The 17,086-nt window shown below is 51.3% G+C and carries 15 protein-coding genes; 14 read left to right on the forward strand and 1 reads right to left on the reverse strand.

Annotated elements, in window-relative coordinates; all coding sequences use genetic code 11:
* The first annotated feature begins 141 nt into the window (after nt 1–141).
* From RHOM_RS03205 to pyk, 14 genes are all read left to right on the forward strand, one after another.
* Nucleotides 142–369 (forward strand): hypothetical protein, encoded by a 228-nt coding sequence (locus RHOM_RS03205; RefSeq protein ID WP_014078814.1) that lies wholly within the window; start codon nt 142–144, stop codon nt 367–369.
* Nucleotides 354–875, forward strand: coding sequence for a cysteine hydrolase family protein (locus tag RHOM_RS03210; RefSeq protein WP_014078815.1), 522 nt, complete (start codon nt 354–356; stop codon nt 873–875). Before RHOM_RS03205 ends, RHOM_RS03210 begins: the two co-directional genes overlap by 16 nt.
* A gap of 96 nt (nt 876–971) precedes the next feature.
* Nucleotides 972–1,586: an HAD family hydrolase gene (locus RHOM_RS03215; RefSeq protein WP_014078816.1), complete on the forward strand. Its 615-nt coding sequence runs from the start codon at nt 972–974 to the stop codon at nt 1,584–1,586.
* A 329-nt stretch (nt 1,587–1,915) separates the two neighbouring features.
* Nucleotides 1,916–2,467 carry a GNAT family N-acetyltransferase gene (locus RHOM_RS03225; protein ID WP_014078820.1) on the forward strand — a complete coding sequence of 184 codons (552 nt, stop codon included), beginning with the start codon at nt 1,916–1,918 and terminating at the stop codon, nt 2,465–2,467.
* Between the two features lie 383 nt (nt 2,468–2,850).
* Nucleotides 2,851–2,976, forward strand: a complete 126-nt coding sequence (locus tag RHOM_RS18105; protein WP_270853155.1) for a hypothetical protein — start codon at nt 2,851–2,853, stop codon at nt 2,974–2,976.
* The gene (gene rsgA / locus RHOM_RS03235; RefSeq protein ID WP_014078822.1) at nt 2,928–3,965 is read left to right on the forward strand and encodes a ribosome small subunit-dependent GTPase A; all 1,038 of its coding nucleotides are present in this window, start codon (nt 2,928–2,930) and stop codon (nt 3,963–3,965) included. The genes RHOM_RS18105 and rsgA overlap by 49 nt, the downstream gene beginning before the upstream one ends.
* Nucleotides 3,966–4,059: 94 nt before the next feature.
* Entirely contained in the window at nt 4,060–4,278 is a 219-nt protein-coding gene (locus RHOM_RS03240; protein WP_014078823.1) for an Lrp/AsnC ligand binding domain-containing protein, read from the forward strand.
* A 230-nt stretch (nt 4,279–4,508) separates the two neighbouring features.
* Nucleotides 4,509–5,852, forward strand: coding sequence for a trigger factor (tig, locus tag RHOM_RS03245; protein WP_014078824.1), 1,344 nt, complete (start codon nt 4,509–4,511; stop codon nt 5,850–5,852).
* A gap of 105 nt (nt 5,853–5,957) precedes the next feature.
* Nucleotides 5,958–6,563, forward strand: coding sequence for an ATP-dependent Clp endopeptidase proteolytic subunit ClpP (gene clpP / locus RHOM_RS03250; RefSeq protein ID WP_014078825.1), 606 nt, complete (start codon nt 5,958–5,960; stop codon nt 6,561–6,563).
* Nucleotides 6,564–6,611: 48 nt separating this feature from the next.
* Nucleotides 6,612–7,871 (forward strand): ATP-dependent Clp protease ATP-binding subunit ClpX, encoded by a 1,260-nt coding sequence (gene clpX, locus RHOM_RS03255; RefSeq protein ID WP_014078826.1) that lies wholly within the window; start codon nt 6,612–6,614, stop codon nt 7,869–7,871.
* Between the two features lie 5 nt (nt 7,872–7,876).
* Nucleotides 7,877–10,204, forward strand: a complete 2,328-nt coding sequence (gene lon, locus RHOM_RS03260) for an endopeptidase La (RefSeq protein ID WP_014078827.1) — start codon at nt 7,877–7,879, stop codon at nt 10,202–10,204.
* 3 nt (nt 10,205–10,207) lie between these two features.
* Nucleotides 10,208–10,804 carry a ribosome biogenesis GTP-binding protein YihA/YsxC gene (gene yihA / locus RHOM_RS03265; protein ID WP_014078828.1) on the forward strand — a complete coding sequence of 199 codons (597 nt, stop codon included), beginning with the start codon at nt 10,208–10,210 and terminating at the stop codon, nt 10,802–10,804.
* 275 nt (nt 10,805–11,079) lie between these two features.
* Nucleotides 11,080–12,012, forward strand: coding sequence for a carbamate kinase (gene arcC / locus RHOM_RS03270; RefSeq protein WP_014078829.1), 933 nt, complete (start codon nt 11,080–11,082; stop codon nt 12,010–12,012).
* Nucleotides 12,013–12,038: 26 nt separating this feature from the next.
* A complete protein-coding gene (gene pyk / locus RHOM_RS03275) occupies nt 12,039–13,817 on the forward strand; it encodes a pyruvate kinase (RefSeq protein ID WP_014078830.1) in 1,779 nt (592 codons plus the stop codon).
* A gap of 682 nt (nt 13,818–14,499) precedes the next feature.
* On the opposite strand, the gene RHOM_RS03280 is transcribed toward pyk, so the two are convergent.
* A complete protein-coding gene (locus tag RHOM_RS03280) occupies nt 14,500–16,965 on the reverse strand; it encodes a GH36-type glycosyl hydrolase domain-containing protein (protein WP_014078831.1) in 2,466 nt (821 codons plus the stop codon).
* Nucleotides 16,966–17,086 lie beyond the last annotated feature (121 nt).

Genomic DNA, 17,086 nt, shown 5'->3' on the forward strand with positions numbered 1-17,086 from the left:
CTGGAACGGTAGACTTGGTCTGCAACTGAGTTGGAAGGGTGGACCTGGTCTGCAGCCGAGTTAGAAAGGTTCACCCTGCGGGTCTGAGAGAGGAAAAAGAGCCCGTGAGACCCGCGAAGAGCGAAAAAACAGAGGAAATTTGTGAAAAAGAGGTGCCCTGCGGGTCTGAGAGGGGAAAAAGAGACCGTGAGACCCGAAAAAAGAGAAAAAACGGGTCTAGGAAAGAAAAAAGAGCTCGTGAGACCCGCGGAGAGCGAAAAACAGAAGAAATTCGTGAAAAAGAGGTGCCCTGCGGGTCTGAGAGAGGAAAAAGAGACCGTGAGACCCGCGAAGTTTCAGAAGGAGGAGAAAAGATGCAGAAAATATTGATTGTGGTGGACATGCAGAATGATTTTATCAATGGAGCGCTTGGAACACCGGAGGCGGTCGCCATTGTCCCACGGGTGGAGCAGAAAATCCGCGAGTTTCCGGGAAAAGTGATTTTCACGCGGGATACACATGGAGAGCGGTATTTAGAGACACAGGAGGGAAAACATCTTCCGGTGCCGCACTGCATCAAGGGCACGAAAGGCTGGGAGATCTGTCCGCAGCTAGAGGCGCTCCGGGAGGCGGAGGCGATTGATAAGGTGACATTCGGTTCGGAGAAGCTTGGCGAGTTGCTGCAGGAGGAGAATAGAAAAGAGCAGATCGAGGACATTACGCTGGTTGGACTCTGCACGGACATTTGTGTGATCTCAAATGCATTGTTATTGAAAGCATTTTTGCCGGAGACACCGATTATCGTGGATGCATCCTGCTGTGCAGGGGTAACGCCGAAAAGCCACGAGATAGCGCTTGATGCAATGCGCATGTGCCAGATCAATATAGAAAGATAAGAGTGCGCGCATGCGCCGGATCGACATAGAAAGATAAGAGTACGCGCATGCGCCGGAACAATGTGACGCAGCAGGTCAACGGAATATGGAGATAAAATGAAAAATATCGTATTTGATATGGGAAATGTTCTGACAAAATATAAGCTGAGCGATTACATCGGGACATATACAGAGGATGAAGCGCAGGCAGCATTGTTGAAAAATCAGGTTTGTGCATCGGTGGAGTGGATTTGCATGGACAGAGGAACAATGACCGATGAGGAAGCGGTACGTTCCATTTGCAAGAGAATTCTGCAGAGTGAGTGGGAGCTTGTGGAGCGTTTCGTGAGGGAGTTTCGGATGAAGCAGGAGCCGAATCCGCCGATGGAGGCGCTTCTGGGAGAGTTGAAGGAACAGGGGTACCATTTGTTTTTGATGTCAAATACATCACACCGTTTCCGGGCATTTTCAAAAAATATTCCGTCTGTAGGGTATATGGACGGCATCTGGATTTCGTGTGAGTGTGGATATCTGAAGCCGGAACGCGAAGCGTATGTGGATTTCTTCCGGAAAATGAAGATTGAGCCGCAGGAAAGCTATTTTGTGGACGACTCGCCGGCAAACATTGAAGCGGGGATACGCCTGGGAATGCGGGGATGCGTTTATCATCAGGATATGCCGGAACTGCGAAGAAATCTGCGGGAAGCAGGAATCGATCTAAAGGATGCGTAATACATGCAAACGCATCCAGGTAAGGTCTGACACCGGAAAAGCATGTTCCGGTGGATGCATAAAAGAGGAAAAGCATGTTCCGGTGGATGCACAAAAAGAGGAAAAGCATGTTCCGGTGGATGCATAAAAGAGGAAAAACCGATTCCGGTGGATGCACAAAAAGCGGAAAAGCCGGGACTATCATGACGCATCGTGTCAGAGAAACCTGTTTTTGCCGGGATTTGCGGCGGCAGCGATACCGTGCAGATCGACTTTTTGACGATCACGGAAGAAAATGTGGAAAAAATAAAGTGCCGGAGTGATACAGATCACAGGGAGGAGACCCAATTATGATTTATGAACCAAGAGAAATTACCTGTCGGGACGGGCGAAGCTGTATTCTGCGCAGTGCAGCAGTGACGGATGCAAATGATCTGATCCGGTATCTGAAAGTGACTGCCGGGGAGACGCCATTTCTGATACGTGAGCCGGATGAGATCAGTCTTACACCGGAGCAGGAGGAACATTTTATAGAAGGAATCGTAAAAGAACCGCGGGAACTGATGTTGATCGGAACCGTTGCTGGAGAACATGTCGGAAACTGTTCCCTGATGTCTCTGGGAAATTATGAGCGCTATGCGCATCGCTGCAGTGTTGCGATTGCCCTCTATCAGAAATACTGCGGGCTCGGAATCGGCAGGGAAATGCTAAAGACGGTGCTTACGGTGGCGAAGCAGTGCGGATATGAGCAGGCAGAACTTGAAGTGGTGAGCACAAACACACCTGCCATCCGACTGTACGAGAGCCTCGGGTTTGAGATCTGGGGAACGCAGCCGCACAGTGTCCGGTATCGGGACGGCAGCTATGCGGACGATCACTTTATGGTGAAGCGCCTGGTATAAATCTGCGATTATGTTGGAAAACCCGGAGACTGGAAGCCGGCAATGCTTGTTGAAAAATGGATGTTGCAAGCCGGCAATGCTTATTGAAAAATGGGTGTTGCAAGCCGTCGATTGCTTTTTACAATCTGGAAACGGCAATCCGGCACAAAAAACAGAATGAATGAAGGCAGAAGCATTGCGGTGCAGGAATGTGGCAGGAATGCTTTTTAATTTCATAGGAAATACCGTGATACATTCATGTGTGAAAGTGGAACTTTCCTATGAAATAAAAAACGCTCCGCGAGGATGCGCAGCTCGCGGTAAGGAAAATATCGCTTTGCGAACCGCTCGCGTGCGGAGAATCTCGCAAGCGAGATTCTTTTTAATAAAGGAGGAATGTAAAAATGGAGAAAAACAGAATGGAGATTGTAGGAATGGAAAGAAACAGTGAATGGAAAATTGAGAGGAAAGAGGAAAACGGATGGAACATACAGGAAATAAAACAGAAAATACGAAAGCGACGGCACTGATCACAGCGGTACACAGAGAACGTTATGAGATTCTTGTGGAACAGGAAACGTCAGATACAAAGCTTAATGCCAGGTTAAAGACCGGTGTGTATTATCAGGACAAGGGCGGGGAGGCATTTCCGACAGTGGGTGACCGGGTGCGTATTCAGACAAACCGGTGCGGGGATGCACTGATCCTTGAGACGCTTCCCAGAACGAGCGTGTTTTACCGGGAAAATCCGACGCCCGGCATGGAGCGCCAGGCGGTGGCGGCAAACTTTGACTATGTGTTTCTGGTCATGTCGATGAATCATGATTTTAACCAGAACCGGCTGGACCGTTATCTGACAGCCGCGTGGGAGAGCGGGGCGACGCCGGTTGTCATACTGACGAAAAAAGATCTCTGCGAGGAACCGGAATATTATGTAAATCTTGTGGAGAGGCAGGCGCCGGGAGTTGCAGTGTGTGCGGTAAGTGCGGTAACGGGCGAAGGGATGGAACACGTGCAACGCTATCTGGGTGCGGGAAAAACGGTAGTGCTGCTGGGATCATCCGGTGTCGGCAAATCCACGTTTGTGAATGCGCTGTGTGGGGAGACGGTTATGGATACCGGCGCGATCCGGGAGGATGATTCCAAAGGACGCCATACGACGACTTACCGGCAGATGATCCTTCTGCCGGATGGCTCCCGTGTCATAGATACACCGGGAATGCGCGTACTTGGCGTAGGGGATGCAAAATGCGGGATGGATACGACATTTTCGGATATTGAGGAATTGGCGCAGCATTGCAGATTCAGAGACTGCAGACATGAAAAAGAGACGGGGTGTGCGGTGCAGGAGGCAGTGCGGGACGGAAGACTGCCGGAACGCCGGCTGCTTAACTATAAGAAGCTTCTGGCGGAGGCGGCGCATGCGAAGCGACGGGAAGAGACCGCGCGGAAGAAGCAGCTGCGGAGCGTGGAGCGGAAAAAGAACCCCGTGAGAAAAAAGCAGTACGAAGCCGAATGAGAGAGGCGGAAGGGTGTACCGTGAAAAAAACCCGTGAGAAAAAAGCAGTACGAAGCCGGGTGAGAGAGTAAGAAAGCCGCGCAGCGAAAAGCGGATGCGGCTTGACAGAACCTCCATCATTCGCTATATAAAAAAGTGCAAAAACGTGATTGAGTGTAACTGTGTGACCGGCGACTATTCCATGCTGTTAGAGGTTTTGTTTGAAAATACGATGGAACTCGACCGTTTTATCGGGGAATTACAGTATTTTGGACGGACAAAGACGCTGATTGTGTTCTCTACCTCTGTAGAACATCGCGGTGTGGAGCTCTAGGGCGTGTTTTTGGCGGAAAAACCGCAAAGAAATCAAAAAAAAGCTAGTATTTTCCGGTCTTGTATGTTATAATCCTTAAATGACTGTGATAGTCGTAGTACGCCCTTTTTTCCGAAAGACAGGCAGGAACCCTTAAAAAAGGGCTGCAGGCGACTGGCGTGACGAATGTCATGCGATGGACGGAAGATGTACATGATATTTCATATATATTAAGGAGGAAGATAGTTACAATGAGTGTACAGGTAGAAAACTTAGAAAAGAATATGGCAAAGCTTACCATTGAAGTGGCTGCCGAAGAAGTAGAGAAAGCAATCCAGGCTGCTTACCTGAAAGAAAAAGGCAAGATCAGCATGCCTGGTTTCCGTAAAGGTAAAGTTCCGAGAAAGATGATCGAGAAGATGTACGGCGAGGCAGTGTTCTATGAGGACGCAGCAAACACCCTGATCCAGGAGAACTATCCTGCAGCAGTAGAGGAGAGCGGTATTGACATCGTATCCAGACCGACCATCGACGTGGTACAGATCGAGTCCGGCAAGCCTTTCATCTTCACAGCAGAGGTTGCTGTAAGACCGGAAGTAAAGCTTGGCAAGTATCTTGGTGTTCAGGTAACCAAGATCGATACCTCCGTATCTGACGAAGAGGTAGAGGCAGCAGTAGAGAAAGAGAGAAATAACAACGCAAGAACTGTTACCGTTACAGACAGACCGATCGCAAACGGCGATACCGCAGTGATCGACTTCGAGGGATTTGTTGATGGCGTTGCATTTGAGGGCGGCAAGGGTGAGAATCATCCGCTTGAGATCGGTTCCCATTCCTTCATCGATACGTTCGAGGATCAGCTCGTAGGCAAGAATGCCGGCGACGAAGTAGAAGTAAACGTAACCTTCCCTGAGAAGTATCAGGCAGCAGATCTTGCCGGAAAGCCTGCAATGTTCAAGGTTAAGATCCACGAAGTAAAGTGCAAGGAGCTTCCGGAACTGAACGATGAGTTCGCACAGGATGTATCCGAGTTCGATACCTTAGAGGAGTACAAGGCTGACGTTAAGAAGCACCTTGAGGTAGAGAAGGAGAACGAGGCTAAGAAGACCAAGGAGGACGAGGCAATCCAGAAGATCATTGACAAGTCCACCATGGAGATCCCGGAGGCAATGATCGAGACACAGTGTGAGAACATGGTCAATGAATTTGCTCAGAGACTGGCACAGAGCGGTCTTTCCATGGAGCAGTACATGCAGTTCTCCGGTCTGACACTCGACAAGTTAAAAGAGCAGGTTCGCCCGGAAGCTGAGACACGCATCAAGAGCAGCCTGGTATTAGAGCAGATTGCAAAGGATGAGAAGATCGAGATCACCGATGAAGAGCTTGATGCTGAGATTGAGAAGATGGCAGCACAGTACGGTATGGAAGCTGACAAGCTCAAAGAGTACATCGGCGACAACGAGAAGGAATCCATGAAGAGAGACCTTGCAGTGACCAAGGCAGTAGACCTGATCATGGAGAACGTGAAGGAGAGAGCGAAAGCAAAATCCAAGAAAGAAAAAGAAGCAGAAGAGAAAGAGGGAACAGAGGAGTAATTCCCCTGTCAGTTCTTATTGCAAAACAGACAGACTGGCTCTATTGGGCCGGTCTGTTTAAGCTTATAAGTAATTATTAAAAAAGTATAAAATGGAGGATCGAATATGAGTTTAGTACCTTACGTCGTAGAGCAGACCAGCCGCGGAGAACGCAATTATGATATTTATTCCCGCCTGTTAAAAGATCGTATTATTTTCCTTGGAGAGGAAGTCAATGAGACAACGGCAAGCCTTGTTGTGGCACAGCTGCTGTTTTTGGAGTCCGAAGATCCGAACAAGGACATCCAGCTTTACATCAACTCCCCGGGCGGTATGGTGACAGCGGGTATGGCGATTTACGATACAATGCAGTACATCAAGTGTGATGTGTCCACCATCTGCATCGGACTTGCAGCAAGCATGGGTGCATTCCTGCTCGCGGGAGGAACAAAGGGCAAGCGCTATGCGCTTCCGAATGCGGAGGTCATGATCCATCAGCCGTCCGGCGGAGCCAAAGGACAGGCGACAGAGATCCAGATCGCAGCGGAGAACATTTTAAAGACCAAGAAAAAGTTAAATGAGATTCTCGCTGCCAACACCGGCAAGCCGTACGATGTGGTTGCTGCCGATACCGAGCGCGATTACTACATGTCTGCCGAGGAGGCAAAGGCGTACGGACTGATCGACGATGTCATCATCCGCAAGGACACCAAGAAGGAAGAAAGCAAATAAGACCTGATTTTGGCAGGAAGTAAGATAGAACATGGAGAATAGTTAAAAATGGCAGGAAGAAGTGATGATGAGATCCGCTGCTCCTTTTGCGGAAAATCTCAGGGACAGGTGCGCAAGCTGATCGCAGGACCGAAAGGGGCATATATCTGTGATGAGTGTGTGGACATCTGTGCAGAGATTATTGAGGAAGAGTTTGAGAACGAGGAAGAGACCGGCACCGCAGAAGAGACGGAGCAGATCAACCTTTTAAAACCGGAAGAATTAAAAGCCTTTCTGGACGATTATGTGATCGGACAGGATCAGGCGAAAAAGGTTCTTTCCGTTGCAGTATATAACCATTACAAGAGAATTATGGCAGGGGACGATCTGGGCGTGGAACTGCAGAAGAGCAACATCCTGATGCTTGGCCCGACCGGTTCCGGTAAGACGCTGCTGGCGCAGACGCTGGCGCGTGTCTTAAATGTGCCGTTTGCGATTGCAGATGCCACGACGTTGACAGAGGCAGGTTATGTCGGTGAGGATGTAGAGAATATCCTCTTGAAGATTATTCAGGCGGCAGATTACAACATTGAGCGTGCCCAGCACGGTATCATCTATATCGATGAGATCGATAAGATCTCCAAGAAGTCCGAGAACGTGTCTATCACGAGAGATGTATCCGGCGAGGGTGTACAGCAGGCGCTGCTTAAGATCCTTGAGGGAACGATTGCATCGGTACCGCCGCAGGGAGGCAGAAAGCATCCGCAACAGGAACTGATCCAGATCGATACGACGAACATTCTGTTCATCTGCGGAGGAGCATTTGACGGACTTGAGAAGATCATTGAGACGCGTATGGATCAGAAGGCAATCGGTTTCAACGCGGACATCAAGTCAAAGAATGAGTACAATATCGGCGATGTGTTGAAGCATGCGCTGCCGCAGGATTTTGTGAAGTTCGGTCTGATCCCGGAGTTCATAGGCCGTGTGCCGGTGACGGTATCTTTGGATATGTTAGACCGCGACGCCCTGATCCGCATCTTAAAAGAGCCGAAGAATGCGCTGACCAGACAGTACGAGAAGCTGTTTGAGCTGGATGGCGTGAAGCTTGCATTTGACGCGGACGCACTGGAGGCGATCGCTGACAAGGCGCTCGAGCGCAAGACGGGAGCGAGAGGACTGCGCGCGATTATGGAGGCTGTGACGCTGGATCTGATGTACCATATTCCGTCGGATGAGAGCATCACCGAGTGTGAGATCACCAAGGATCTGGTGGAGGAGAAGCTTTCCATTGAGGAGCAGAAATTAAAGACCATAGAAGAAAAATAGAGGATATGTTGGATACAGAAATCTTAAAAATACCTGCGGTTGCGCTTCGCGGGATGGTCATTCTTCCGGGAATGATTGCGCATTTTGACATCAGCCGTGACCGGTCCATCCGTGCGATCGAACAGTGCATGATGGATTCCCAGAAGATTTTCCTGTCGGCGCAGAAGAATGTCGAACAGGAAGAACCGGGAGCGGACGATGTATACCATATCGGTGTGATCGCTGAAGTAAAGCAGGTAATCAAATTACAAAACAATATCGTAAGAATTCTGGTTGAGGGTATCGAGCGAGCCGAACTTTCGGCTTTTGCACAGACGGATCCGTATCTTCTGGCAGAGGTGGTGCCGTGCGTGCTGCCGGAGGAGGGGCTTTCGGAAGAGACCAAAGCTGCGATGGTGCGCAGTGTACAGGAGACATACAGCCGGTATCAGACAGTAAATCCGCGTGCCGGAAAAGAATTGCTGCGCCAGATCGGTACCATACAGGATCTGCCGAAGCTGATGGATCAGGTTGCGAACAATCTGCCGGTTTCTTACGAAGAAAAGCAGAAGATTCTGGAGGCAATGACACTTACGGAGCGCTATGAGGTATTGATGGCGCTCCTTTTAAAAGAGATTGAAATCACTGCCATCCAGAATGAATTCCAGAGCAAAGTCAAAGAGCGCGTGGATAAGAACCAGAAGGAATACATACTGCGCGAGCAGATGAAGCTCATCCGGGAGGAACTCGGCGAGGACAATACGGAATCGGATGCGGACGAGTACCAGAAAGCACTGGATGCGCTGGATGCCGACCAGGAAGTGAAAAACCGCATCAAGAAGGAGATTGACCGCTTCAAGAGCATCAGCGCGAATTCATCGGAGAGCGCGGTGACCCGCGGTTATATCGAGACGCTGCTGGAGCTTCCGTGGAATAAAGCGTCCGAGGACAACAAAGACCTTGCAAACGCAGAGCGGATTCTGGAGGAAGATCACTACGGTCTGGAGAAAGTCAAGGAGCGTATGTTGGAGTTTCTCGCGGTACGCAATCTGACGAGCAAGGGAGAAAGCCCGATCATCTGTCTGGTGGGACCTCCGGGAACCGGCAAGACAAGCATTGCGCGCTCTGTGGCACGTGCGCTGGATAAGAAATACGTGCGGATCTGCCTCGGCGGTGTGCGCGATGAGGCGGAGATCCGGGGACACCGGAAGACTTACGTCGGAGCCATGCCAGGACGCCTTGTGAACGGTCTGCGCAGCGCCGGTGTGAAGAATCCGCTGATGCTTCTGGACGAGATCGACAAGATGAGCAGTGACTATAAGGGAGACACTGCCTCGGCGCTGCTTGAGGTGCTGGATTCGGAACAGAATCATAAGTTCCGGGATCACTATGTGGAGCTCCCGATCGACCTTTCGGAGGTGCTTTTTATTGCGACGGCGAACTCCATGCAGGGGATTCCGAGACCGCTATTGGATCGTATGGAGCTCATTGAGGTAACTAGCTACACGGAGAACGAAAAGCTTCACATTGCGAGAGAACATCTGCTGGCAAAGCAGACGGAGCGCAACGGCTTAAAGGAAGATCAGTTCAAAGTCAGCGACGGAGCCCTCGCGAAGATCATAAGCGGTTATACCAGAGAGGCGGGAGTCCGCGGGTTAGAGCGCAGGATCGGGGAGATTGCGCGCAAGGCGGCGCGCGAGATCTACGAAGGAAAAAGCAGCACGGTCGATGTGACGGTGCGCAATCTTGAGAAGTATCTCGGCAAGGAAAAATACAGCCAGGATATGCGCGGTGAGACCGATGAGGTCGGGATCGTGCGCGGACTTGCATGGACGAGCGTGGGCGGAGATACGCTGGAGATCGAGGTCAACGTGATGCCGGGCAAGGGGGAATTCCAGCTGACCGGTCAGCTGGGCGATGTCATGAAAGAGTCGGCACAGACAGGAATCAGCTATATCCGGTCGGTCGGCGGACAGTATGACATTCCGGCGGAATTTTTCCAGAAAAATGATATTCACATCCACATCCCGGAAGGTGCGGTTCCGAAGGATGGACCGTCTGCCGGCATTACGATGGCGACGGCGATGCTCTCGGCAATTACCGGGACACCGGTGCGGGCGGATGTTGCGATGACGGGAGAGATTACGCTCCGCGGCAGGGTGCTGCCGATCGGCGGCTTGAAGGAAAAGCTGCTCGCAGCCAAAAACGCCGGCGTCCGTACGGTCTGTGTGCCGAAGAAGAACGAGAAGGATGTCGAGGAAATATCAGGTGAGATCAAAAAGGGACTGGAGATCGTCTATGTAGAGACGATGGAGCAGGTGCTTCGCGTCGCTTTTTGCGAAAAGAAGGAGTAGAACATGGTCATCAAAAATGTAAATCTTGAAATTGTCTGCGGAATTACGAGCAAGATACCGGATACGGCCTACAACGAAGTGGCATTTGCGGGAAAGTCAAACGTCGGGAAATCATCATTGATCAATGCGCTGATGAACCGGAAGGCGCTGGCGCGTACCTCCGCACAGCCGGGCAAGACGCAGACGATCAATTTCTACAACATCAATGACGCCATGTATCTGGTGGATCTTCCGGGTTATGGCTATGCCAAGGCGTCCGAGGAAGTGAAGGCAAAGTGGGGGAAAATGATCGAGAACTATCTTCACACCTCCAAGCGTCTGAAGGCGGTCTTTCTCCTGATCGATATCCGGCATGATCCGTCTGCCAACGACCGGATGATGTACGAGTGGATGGTGTATCAGGGATTTGCCCCGATCATCATTGCAACGAAGCTGGACAAGATCAAGCGAAGCCAGATTCAGAAAAATGTCAAGGCAATCCGGGAGGGACTCGGCGTGCAGCCGGGAACGATGATCATACCGTTTTCGGCGGAGACCAAGCAGGGTAGAGAGGAGATCTGGGAACTGATCGATTCGCTTGTCCTGCCGCAGGACGAATAGGAGCCGGGCAGAAGTTTGGGCAAGACGAAGCCGGTAAATTCCGGCCGGAAAAACGGGAGATTAGAAAACACAGGGCGGGAATCGCACATACGAAAAACGTGTGTGCGGTTCCCGCTTTTTGCGTTCTGGTGCGGCAAACTTTAACGCTTCCGTGACAAGTTGCCCATTGCGCATGACAGAGGGTTCGTGATAAAATAAAACTGGTAAAATTTTTTGGTGTATACAGGGAAAAGGGATTACAAATGCGCGCATAAAAGCGTTGGAGGATGATAAAAATGAAGAAAAAGAAGATCGTTATCGCACTGGGACATGACGCACTGGGAACGACACTGCCGGAGCAGAAGGAAGCTACGAAGCGCACGGCAAAAGCGGTCGCTGATTTTATCCGCGAGGACTATCAGGTGGTCATCACGCACAGCAACGGCCCGCAGGTCGGCATGATTCACACGGCGATGAATGAGTTCTGCCGTCTGTATCCGGAATATACGGCGACGCCGATGTCTGTCTGCTCGGCGATGAGCCAGGGATATATCGGATATGATCTGCAGAATGCGATTCGTGCAGAGCTTCTGAACAGAGGTATCTACAAGACGGTATCCACGATCCTGACACAGGTGGTGGTTGACCCGTACGATGAGGCATTTTACAAGCCGAGCAAGATCATCGGCCGTGTGATGACGGAGGAAGAGGCAGAGGCAGAGGAGAAAAAAGGCAACCATGTGACGAAGGTGGCAGACGGCTACCGCCGTATCGTGGCAGCGCCGAAGCCGGTCGATATTGTGGAGATGGATGCGATCCGCGCACTGACAGATGCGGATCAGATCGTTGTTGCCTGCGGAGGAGGCGGTATACCGGTTCTTTCCCAGGACAATAACTTAAAGGGAGCAAGTGCAGTGATCGAGAAGGACCTGGCAGCCGGAAAGCTCGCAGAGCTTCTGGAGGCAGATATGCTCGTGATCTTGACAAGCGTAGACAATGTGTGCCTAGATTACGGCACAGAGAATGAACGCCCGCTGAATTCCATGACAGTGGCGGAAGCAAAGAAATATATGGAGCAGGGACAGTTCGGCGAAGGGGATATGCAGCCGAAGATTCAGGCTGCGATCGACTTTATCGGTGATTCGGCGATCCGCTCCGTATTGATTACAAAGCTTCATGTGGATGGAAGCCAGGTAACTCCGGGCATGGGCACCATGATTACAAAATAAAGTGACAGAATAAAGAGAGGAATATTATGTTAAGAAAGACAAAAATTGTATGTACGTTAGGACCGTCGACGGATGATGAGAATGTGATGCGCAGCCTGATCGAGGAAGGCATGAATGTGGCGCGCTTTAACTTTTCACATGGAGGACACGAGGAGCAGTTTGGAAGACTTACGATGCTTCGCAAGCTGCGAGAGGAAATGAAGCGTCCGGTGGCGGCTCTACTGGATACAAAGGGGCCGGAGATCCGTCTGAAAGAGTTCGCAAGCGGCAAGGTGGAGCTGAAGAACGGACAGACATTTACTCTGACGACGGAGGATATCGTGGGCGATGAGAGCCGTGTGGCGATCACGTACAAGGATCTGCCGGACGATGTGAAGCCGGGAGATACCATTCTGATCGATGACGGACTGATCGGTCTGGAAGTCAAGAAGATCCAGAAAGTATCGGGCACAAAGGCGGATGCAGAGGGCAAAATGCCGATGGATATTGTCTGTACCGTTATGAACGGCGGTATGGTTTCCAATAAAAAGGGCGTGAATGTTCCGAACGTGGAGCTTTCCATGCCGTACATCAGCGAGAAAGACTACGGCGATATTGTATTTGCGGTGGAGAACGACTATGATTTCATTGCGGCATCCTTCGTGCGCTGCGCGGATGACGTGCTTGCAATCCGCAAGATTCTTGAGGAAAAAGGCGGCGAGGACATTCATATCATCGCGAAGATCGAGAACATGCAGGGTGTGCAGAACATCGATGAGATCATCCGCGTCTCCGACGGTATCATGGTTGCCCGTGGCGACATGGGTGTAGAGATTCCGCTTGAGGACGTTCCTGTCATTCAGAAGATGATTATCAAGAAAGTCAGCGGTGCCGGAAAAGTGGTTATCACGGCGACCCAGATGTTGGATTCCATGATGAAACATCCGCGTCCGACCCGCGCGGAGGCGACAGACGTTGCCAACGCAATCTATGACGGAACAAGTGCGATCATGCTTTCCGGTGAGACGGCTGCCGGCCAGTATCCGATCGAGGCATTGAAGACGATGGTCCGCATTGCGGTTCGCACCGAGTGCGATATCAACTATCTGCAGCGTTTCAAGGACCGTAAGAATATGAGCAGCCCGGATGTGACGAACGCGATTTCCCATGCAACCTGTACGATGGCGGGAGACCTCAATGCGGCGGCGATTCTGGCAGTATCCAAGTCCGGACGCACAGCGCGCATGATCTCCAAGTACCGCCCGTACTCTCCGATCATCGGCGCGTGCCTGACGGAGAAAGTATACCGTCAGCTCGGACTTTCCTGGGGCGTTGCACCGCTGCTTCTTGAGCAGAAGAATAAGGCGGAAGAACTGTTTGACTATGCGGTTGACACTGCAGAGACGGCAGGTCTGATCAGCAAGGGCGATGTGGTTGTTCTGACTGCCGGCGTACCGCTTGGCGTATCCGGAACGACCAACCTCATCAAGGTGCAGGTGGCAGGACATATCCTGGTAAAAGGAAAAGGAATTGCAGGTAAGAAGATTGCAGCAAACCTGTGCGTCTGCCACAGCGAGGAAGATCTTGCGAACTTCAAAGAGGGAGACATCATCGTTGCTGCAGATACCAACAACTGCATGATGAAGCAGATGCGTCAGGCATCCGGTCTCATCGTGGAGGCGGACAGCGACAGCTGCCATGCAGCGATTGCAGGACTCAGCCTGGATATTCCGGTACTGATCGGCGCGAAGAACGCACTGGAGGTATTAAAGTCCAGCGCTTATGTAGAGCTTGACAGCGAAAACGGAGTTGTGACAGCGATCTAAGCGATAGCGAATATGTGAAAAAGCCTCACGCGGTTCTTCCATGGGAAGACCGCATGAGGCTTTTTTTAAAGGAACTGTCACAATAAGCATAGTCACTTTTGTGTGATAAGTAATATTATAAGATCACACCGTGGGATTTCAGATGGAAATGCAGGTGGAAATTCGGATCAAAAAATGTGGCATTTCTAACCAGCCGGATGTTTGCATCTTCGATGATCCGTGTCTTTCCAAGTTTGGAGCACTCCGCGGGTCATGTCCGCATCCCGGAAGACAATTTGTAGGACTTTTGTGTGTGTCCCTTATGGGCACCTCTGAACAAAACATAACCGCGCGAAGCCGCTGTCTGAGTCGGCATCTGCCCTATTTTCAATAGCAGATGCCGGCGAGTTCGGTTCGCGCGGTTTTATATTGTCTGTGAAGAGGTGCCATTAGGGACACCAGAAAGTCCGCCCATTGTCTCCGGTGTGTCGGACATGCACCCGTCGGATTGTCCAAACGTGGAAGAGACACGGAATCTGATGCAAACATTCGACCGGAAGAAATACTCACATTTTTCTCTAACGAATATTCCATCTGCATTTCCACACGAAATCCGCAAGTGTGTTTCTTATAATATTACTTATCACTCCCAAAGCGGTCTATGTTTATTGCGACAATTCTTTGTGACAAAAGCCTCAGCGGGTTATCCCATTACAACCTCGACATTCACGTCTTTCTTTCCGTCCGCGAGTGCGATCGGAATCATGCCGCCGGAGATGCCGGATACATCGACATCCTTGCCGTCGACGGTCATGGAAATGACGCCCTTCTCCACATGGTTCGGGTTCTTGACAGTCACATGGTAAGTCGTACCGCGGAAATCTCTTCTGGCGGTAAAGTCGTCGAGAGAGGACGGAATACACGGATCGATCACCAGTCCGTCATAATCCGGGCGGATACCCAGAATATACTGGGAGACGTCAAGGAATGTCCATGCAGCTGTTCCGGTCAGCCAGCTGTTCTTGGCCTCCCCGAAATTCCTGGCATCCTTGCCCGCGATCATCTGTGAGTAGACATACGGCTCGGTGCGGTGGATTTCGCTGATGTCCTCGATGTAGGCGGGACAGGTTCTGGTGTATACCTGCCATGCACGGCTGCCGCGTCCGACGACCGTCTCAGCGATTGAGATCCACGGATTGTTGTGGCAGAAGATACCTGCATTTTCCTTGTATCCCGGCGGATAGGAAGAAATCTCGCCAAGTTCTACGTGATATCTGTGGTAAGCCGGCTGCAGCAGGACAATGCCATACTTGGTGTCGAGATACTTCTCGACAGACTGCATTGCCTTTAAGCAGTTGCCCTCCTTGAGACCGATCTCCGCCATGACGCAGAAGCCCTGTGGCTCGATGAAAATCTTGCCTTCTTCACACTCCTTGGAACCGACTTTGTTCTTGTAGTGGTCATAGGCGCGCAGGAACCATTCACCGTCCCAGCCGGCGTCAAGAACCGTTTTCTCCATATCGGCGATCGCTTTCTCTGCAACCGCTGCCTCGTCATCCATGCCTCTGTGACGGCAGATTGCCGCATAGTCTTTTCCGTAGCGCACGAACATGCCGGCGATAAAGACGGACTCGGCATTCGGACCTTCGGACGGACCGAACGTCTGGAACGATTCTCCCGGTTCGGTGGAGAAGCAGTTCAGATTCAGACAGTCATTCCAGTCAGCGCGGCCGATTAACGGCAGACCGTGCGGACCGAGGTGCTCCATCGTGTAGTGGAAGGAGCGGCGCAGGTGCTCCATGAAGTCTGTTGCCTTGGAAGGATCACTGTCGTATGGCGTCATCTCATCTAAGATCGTGTAGTCGCCGGTCTCCTTGATGTAGGCGGCAGCACCCGCAATCAGCCACAGCGGATCATCGTTGAAACCGCTTCCGATGTCGGAGTTGCCCTTCTTGGTGAGCGGCTGGTACTGATGGTATGCGCTTCCGTCCTCAAACTGTGTTGCGGCGATGTCGAGGATGCGCTCCCTGGCACGATCCGGGATCAGATGAACGAAACCGAGCAGATCCTGACAGGAATCACGAAATCCCATGCCGCGTCCGATGCCGGACTCAAAATAGGAAGCGGAACGGCTCATGTTGAAGGTAACCATACACTGATACTGGTGCCATACGTTCACCATGCGGTCGAGCTTCTCCTCGGAGGAAGAGATGGTGAAGTGGGAGAGCAGTTTGTCCCAGTATTCCTTTAATGCGGCAAGTGCGGCATCCGCCTTCTCGGTGGTGTCGTAGCGCGCCATCAGGGCTTCTGCCGGTGCGCGGTTGATCACGCCGTCCTCCGGGCGTCCGACCCATTTTTGGTCGATGGGGTTCTCAATGTAGGCGAGAACGAACACGAAAGTTTTAGATTCGCCCGGTGCCAGCGACACGGAAAGGTGATGCGAGCCGACCGGAGCCCAGCCGCTTGCCATGGAATCCTTGGAAGCACCGGTGACAACCACCTCGGGAGCGGAATTCTCTCCGTATGCGCCGAGGAAGGAATCACGGTCGGTGTCAAAACCTGCGATCGGAGCGTTGACCGCATAGAGCGCGTAGTGATTGCGGCGCTCGCGGTATTCCGTCTTGTGGTAAATTGCGGAACCGTGAACCTCTACCTCACCGGTGGAAAAATTACGCTGGAAGTTCGTCATGTCATCCATGGCGTTCCAGAGGCAGAATTCCACGTAGGAGAAAACGGAGAACGTCTTTGGCGCGCTGCCGTTGTTGGTGAGTGTGAGCTTGTTGATCTCGCAGCTGTCGTCGACCGGAACAAAAGCGGTCAGCTCTGCGGAGAGATCATTCTTGGAACTGCGGAAGGTGGAATATCCCATGCCGTGATGGCACTCATAGGAATCCAGCTCGGTCTTTGTGGGCATCCATCCAGGATTCCAGATTGTATCGCCTTCCTTAATATAGTAGTAATGACCGTTGCTGTCGAACGGGACGTTGTTATAGCGGTATCTGGTCAGACGCAGGAGCTTTGCGTCTTTATAAAAACTGTATCCGCCGCAGGTGTTGGAGATCAGGGAAAAGAAATCCTTTGATCCCAGATAGTTGATCCACGGAAGCGGTGTCCGCGGAGACGTGATGACGTATTCTTTCTTCGCATCATCAAAATAGCCGAATTTCATGGGCTTACCTCCATTCATATCATGTAAGCATACGCATTTCCGAAACGTCCGTTACGAAAATAGGTAAGTGAATTGTTCAGATTGAAATAATTGCGAAAACGATTAAGTAAACAATTTCTAC

The organism is Roseburia hominis A2-183 (assembly GCF_000225345.1).
Taxonomy (GTDB): domain Bacteria; phylum Bacillota; class Clostridia; order Lachnospirales; family Lachnospiraceae; genus Roseburia; species Roseburia hominis.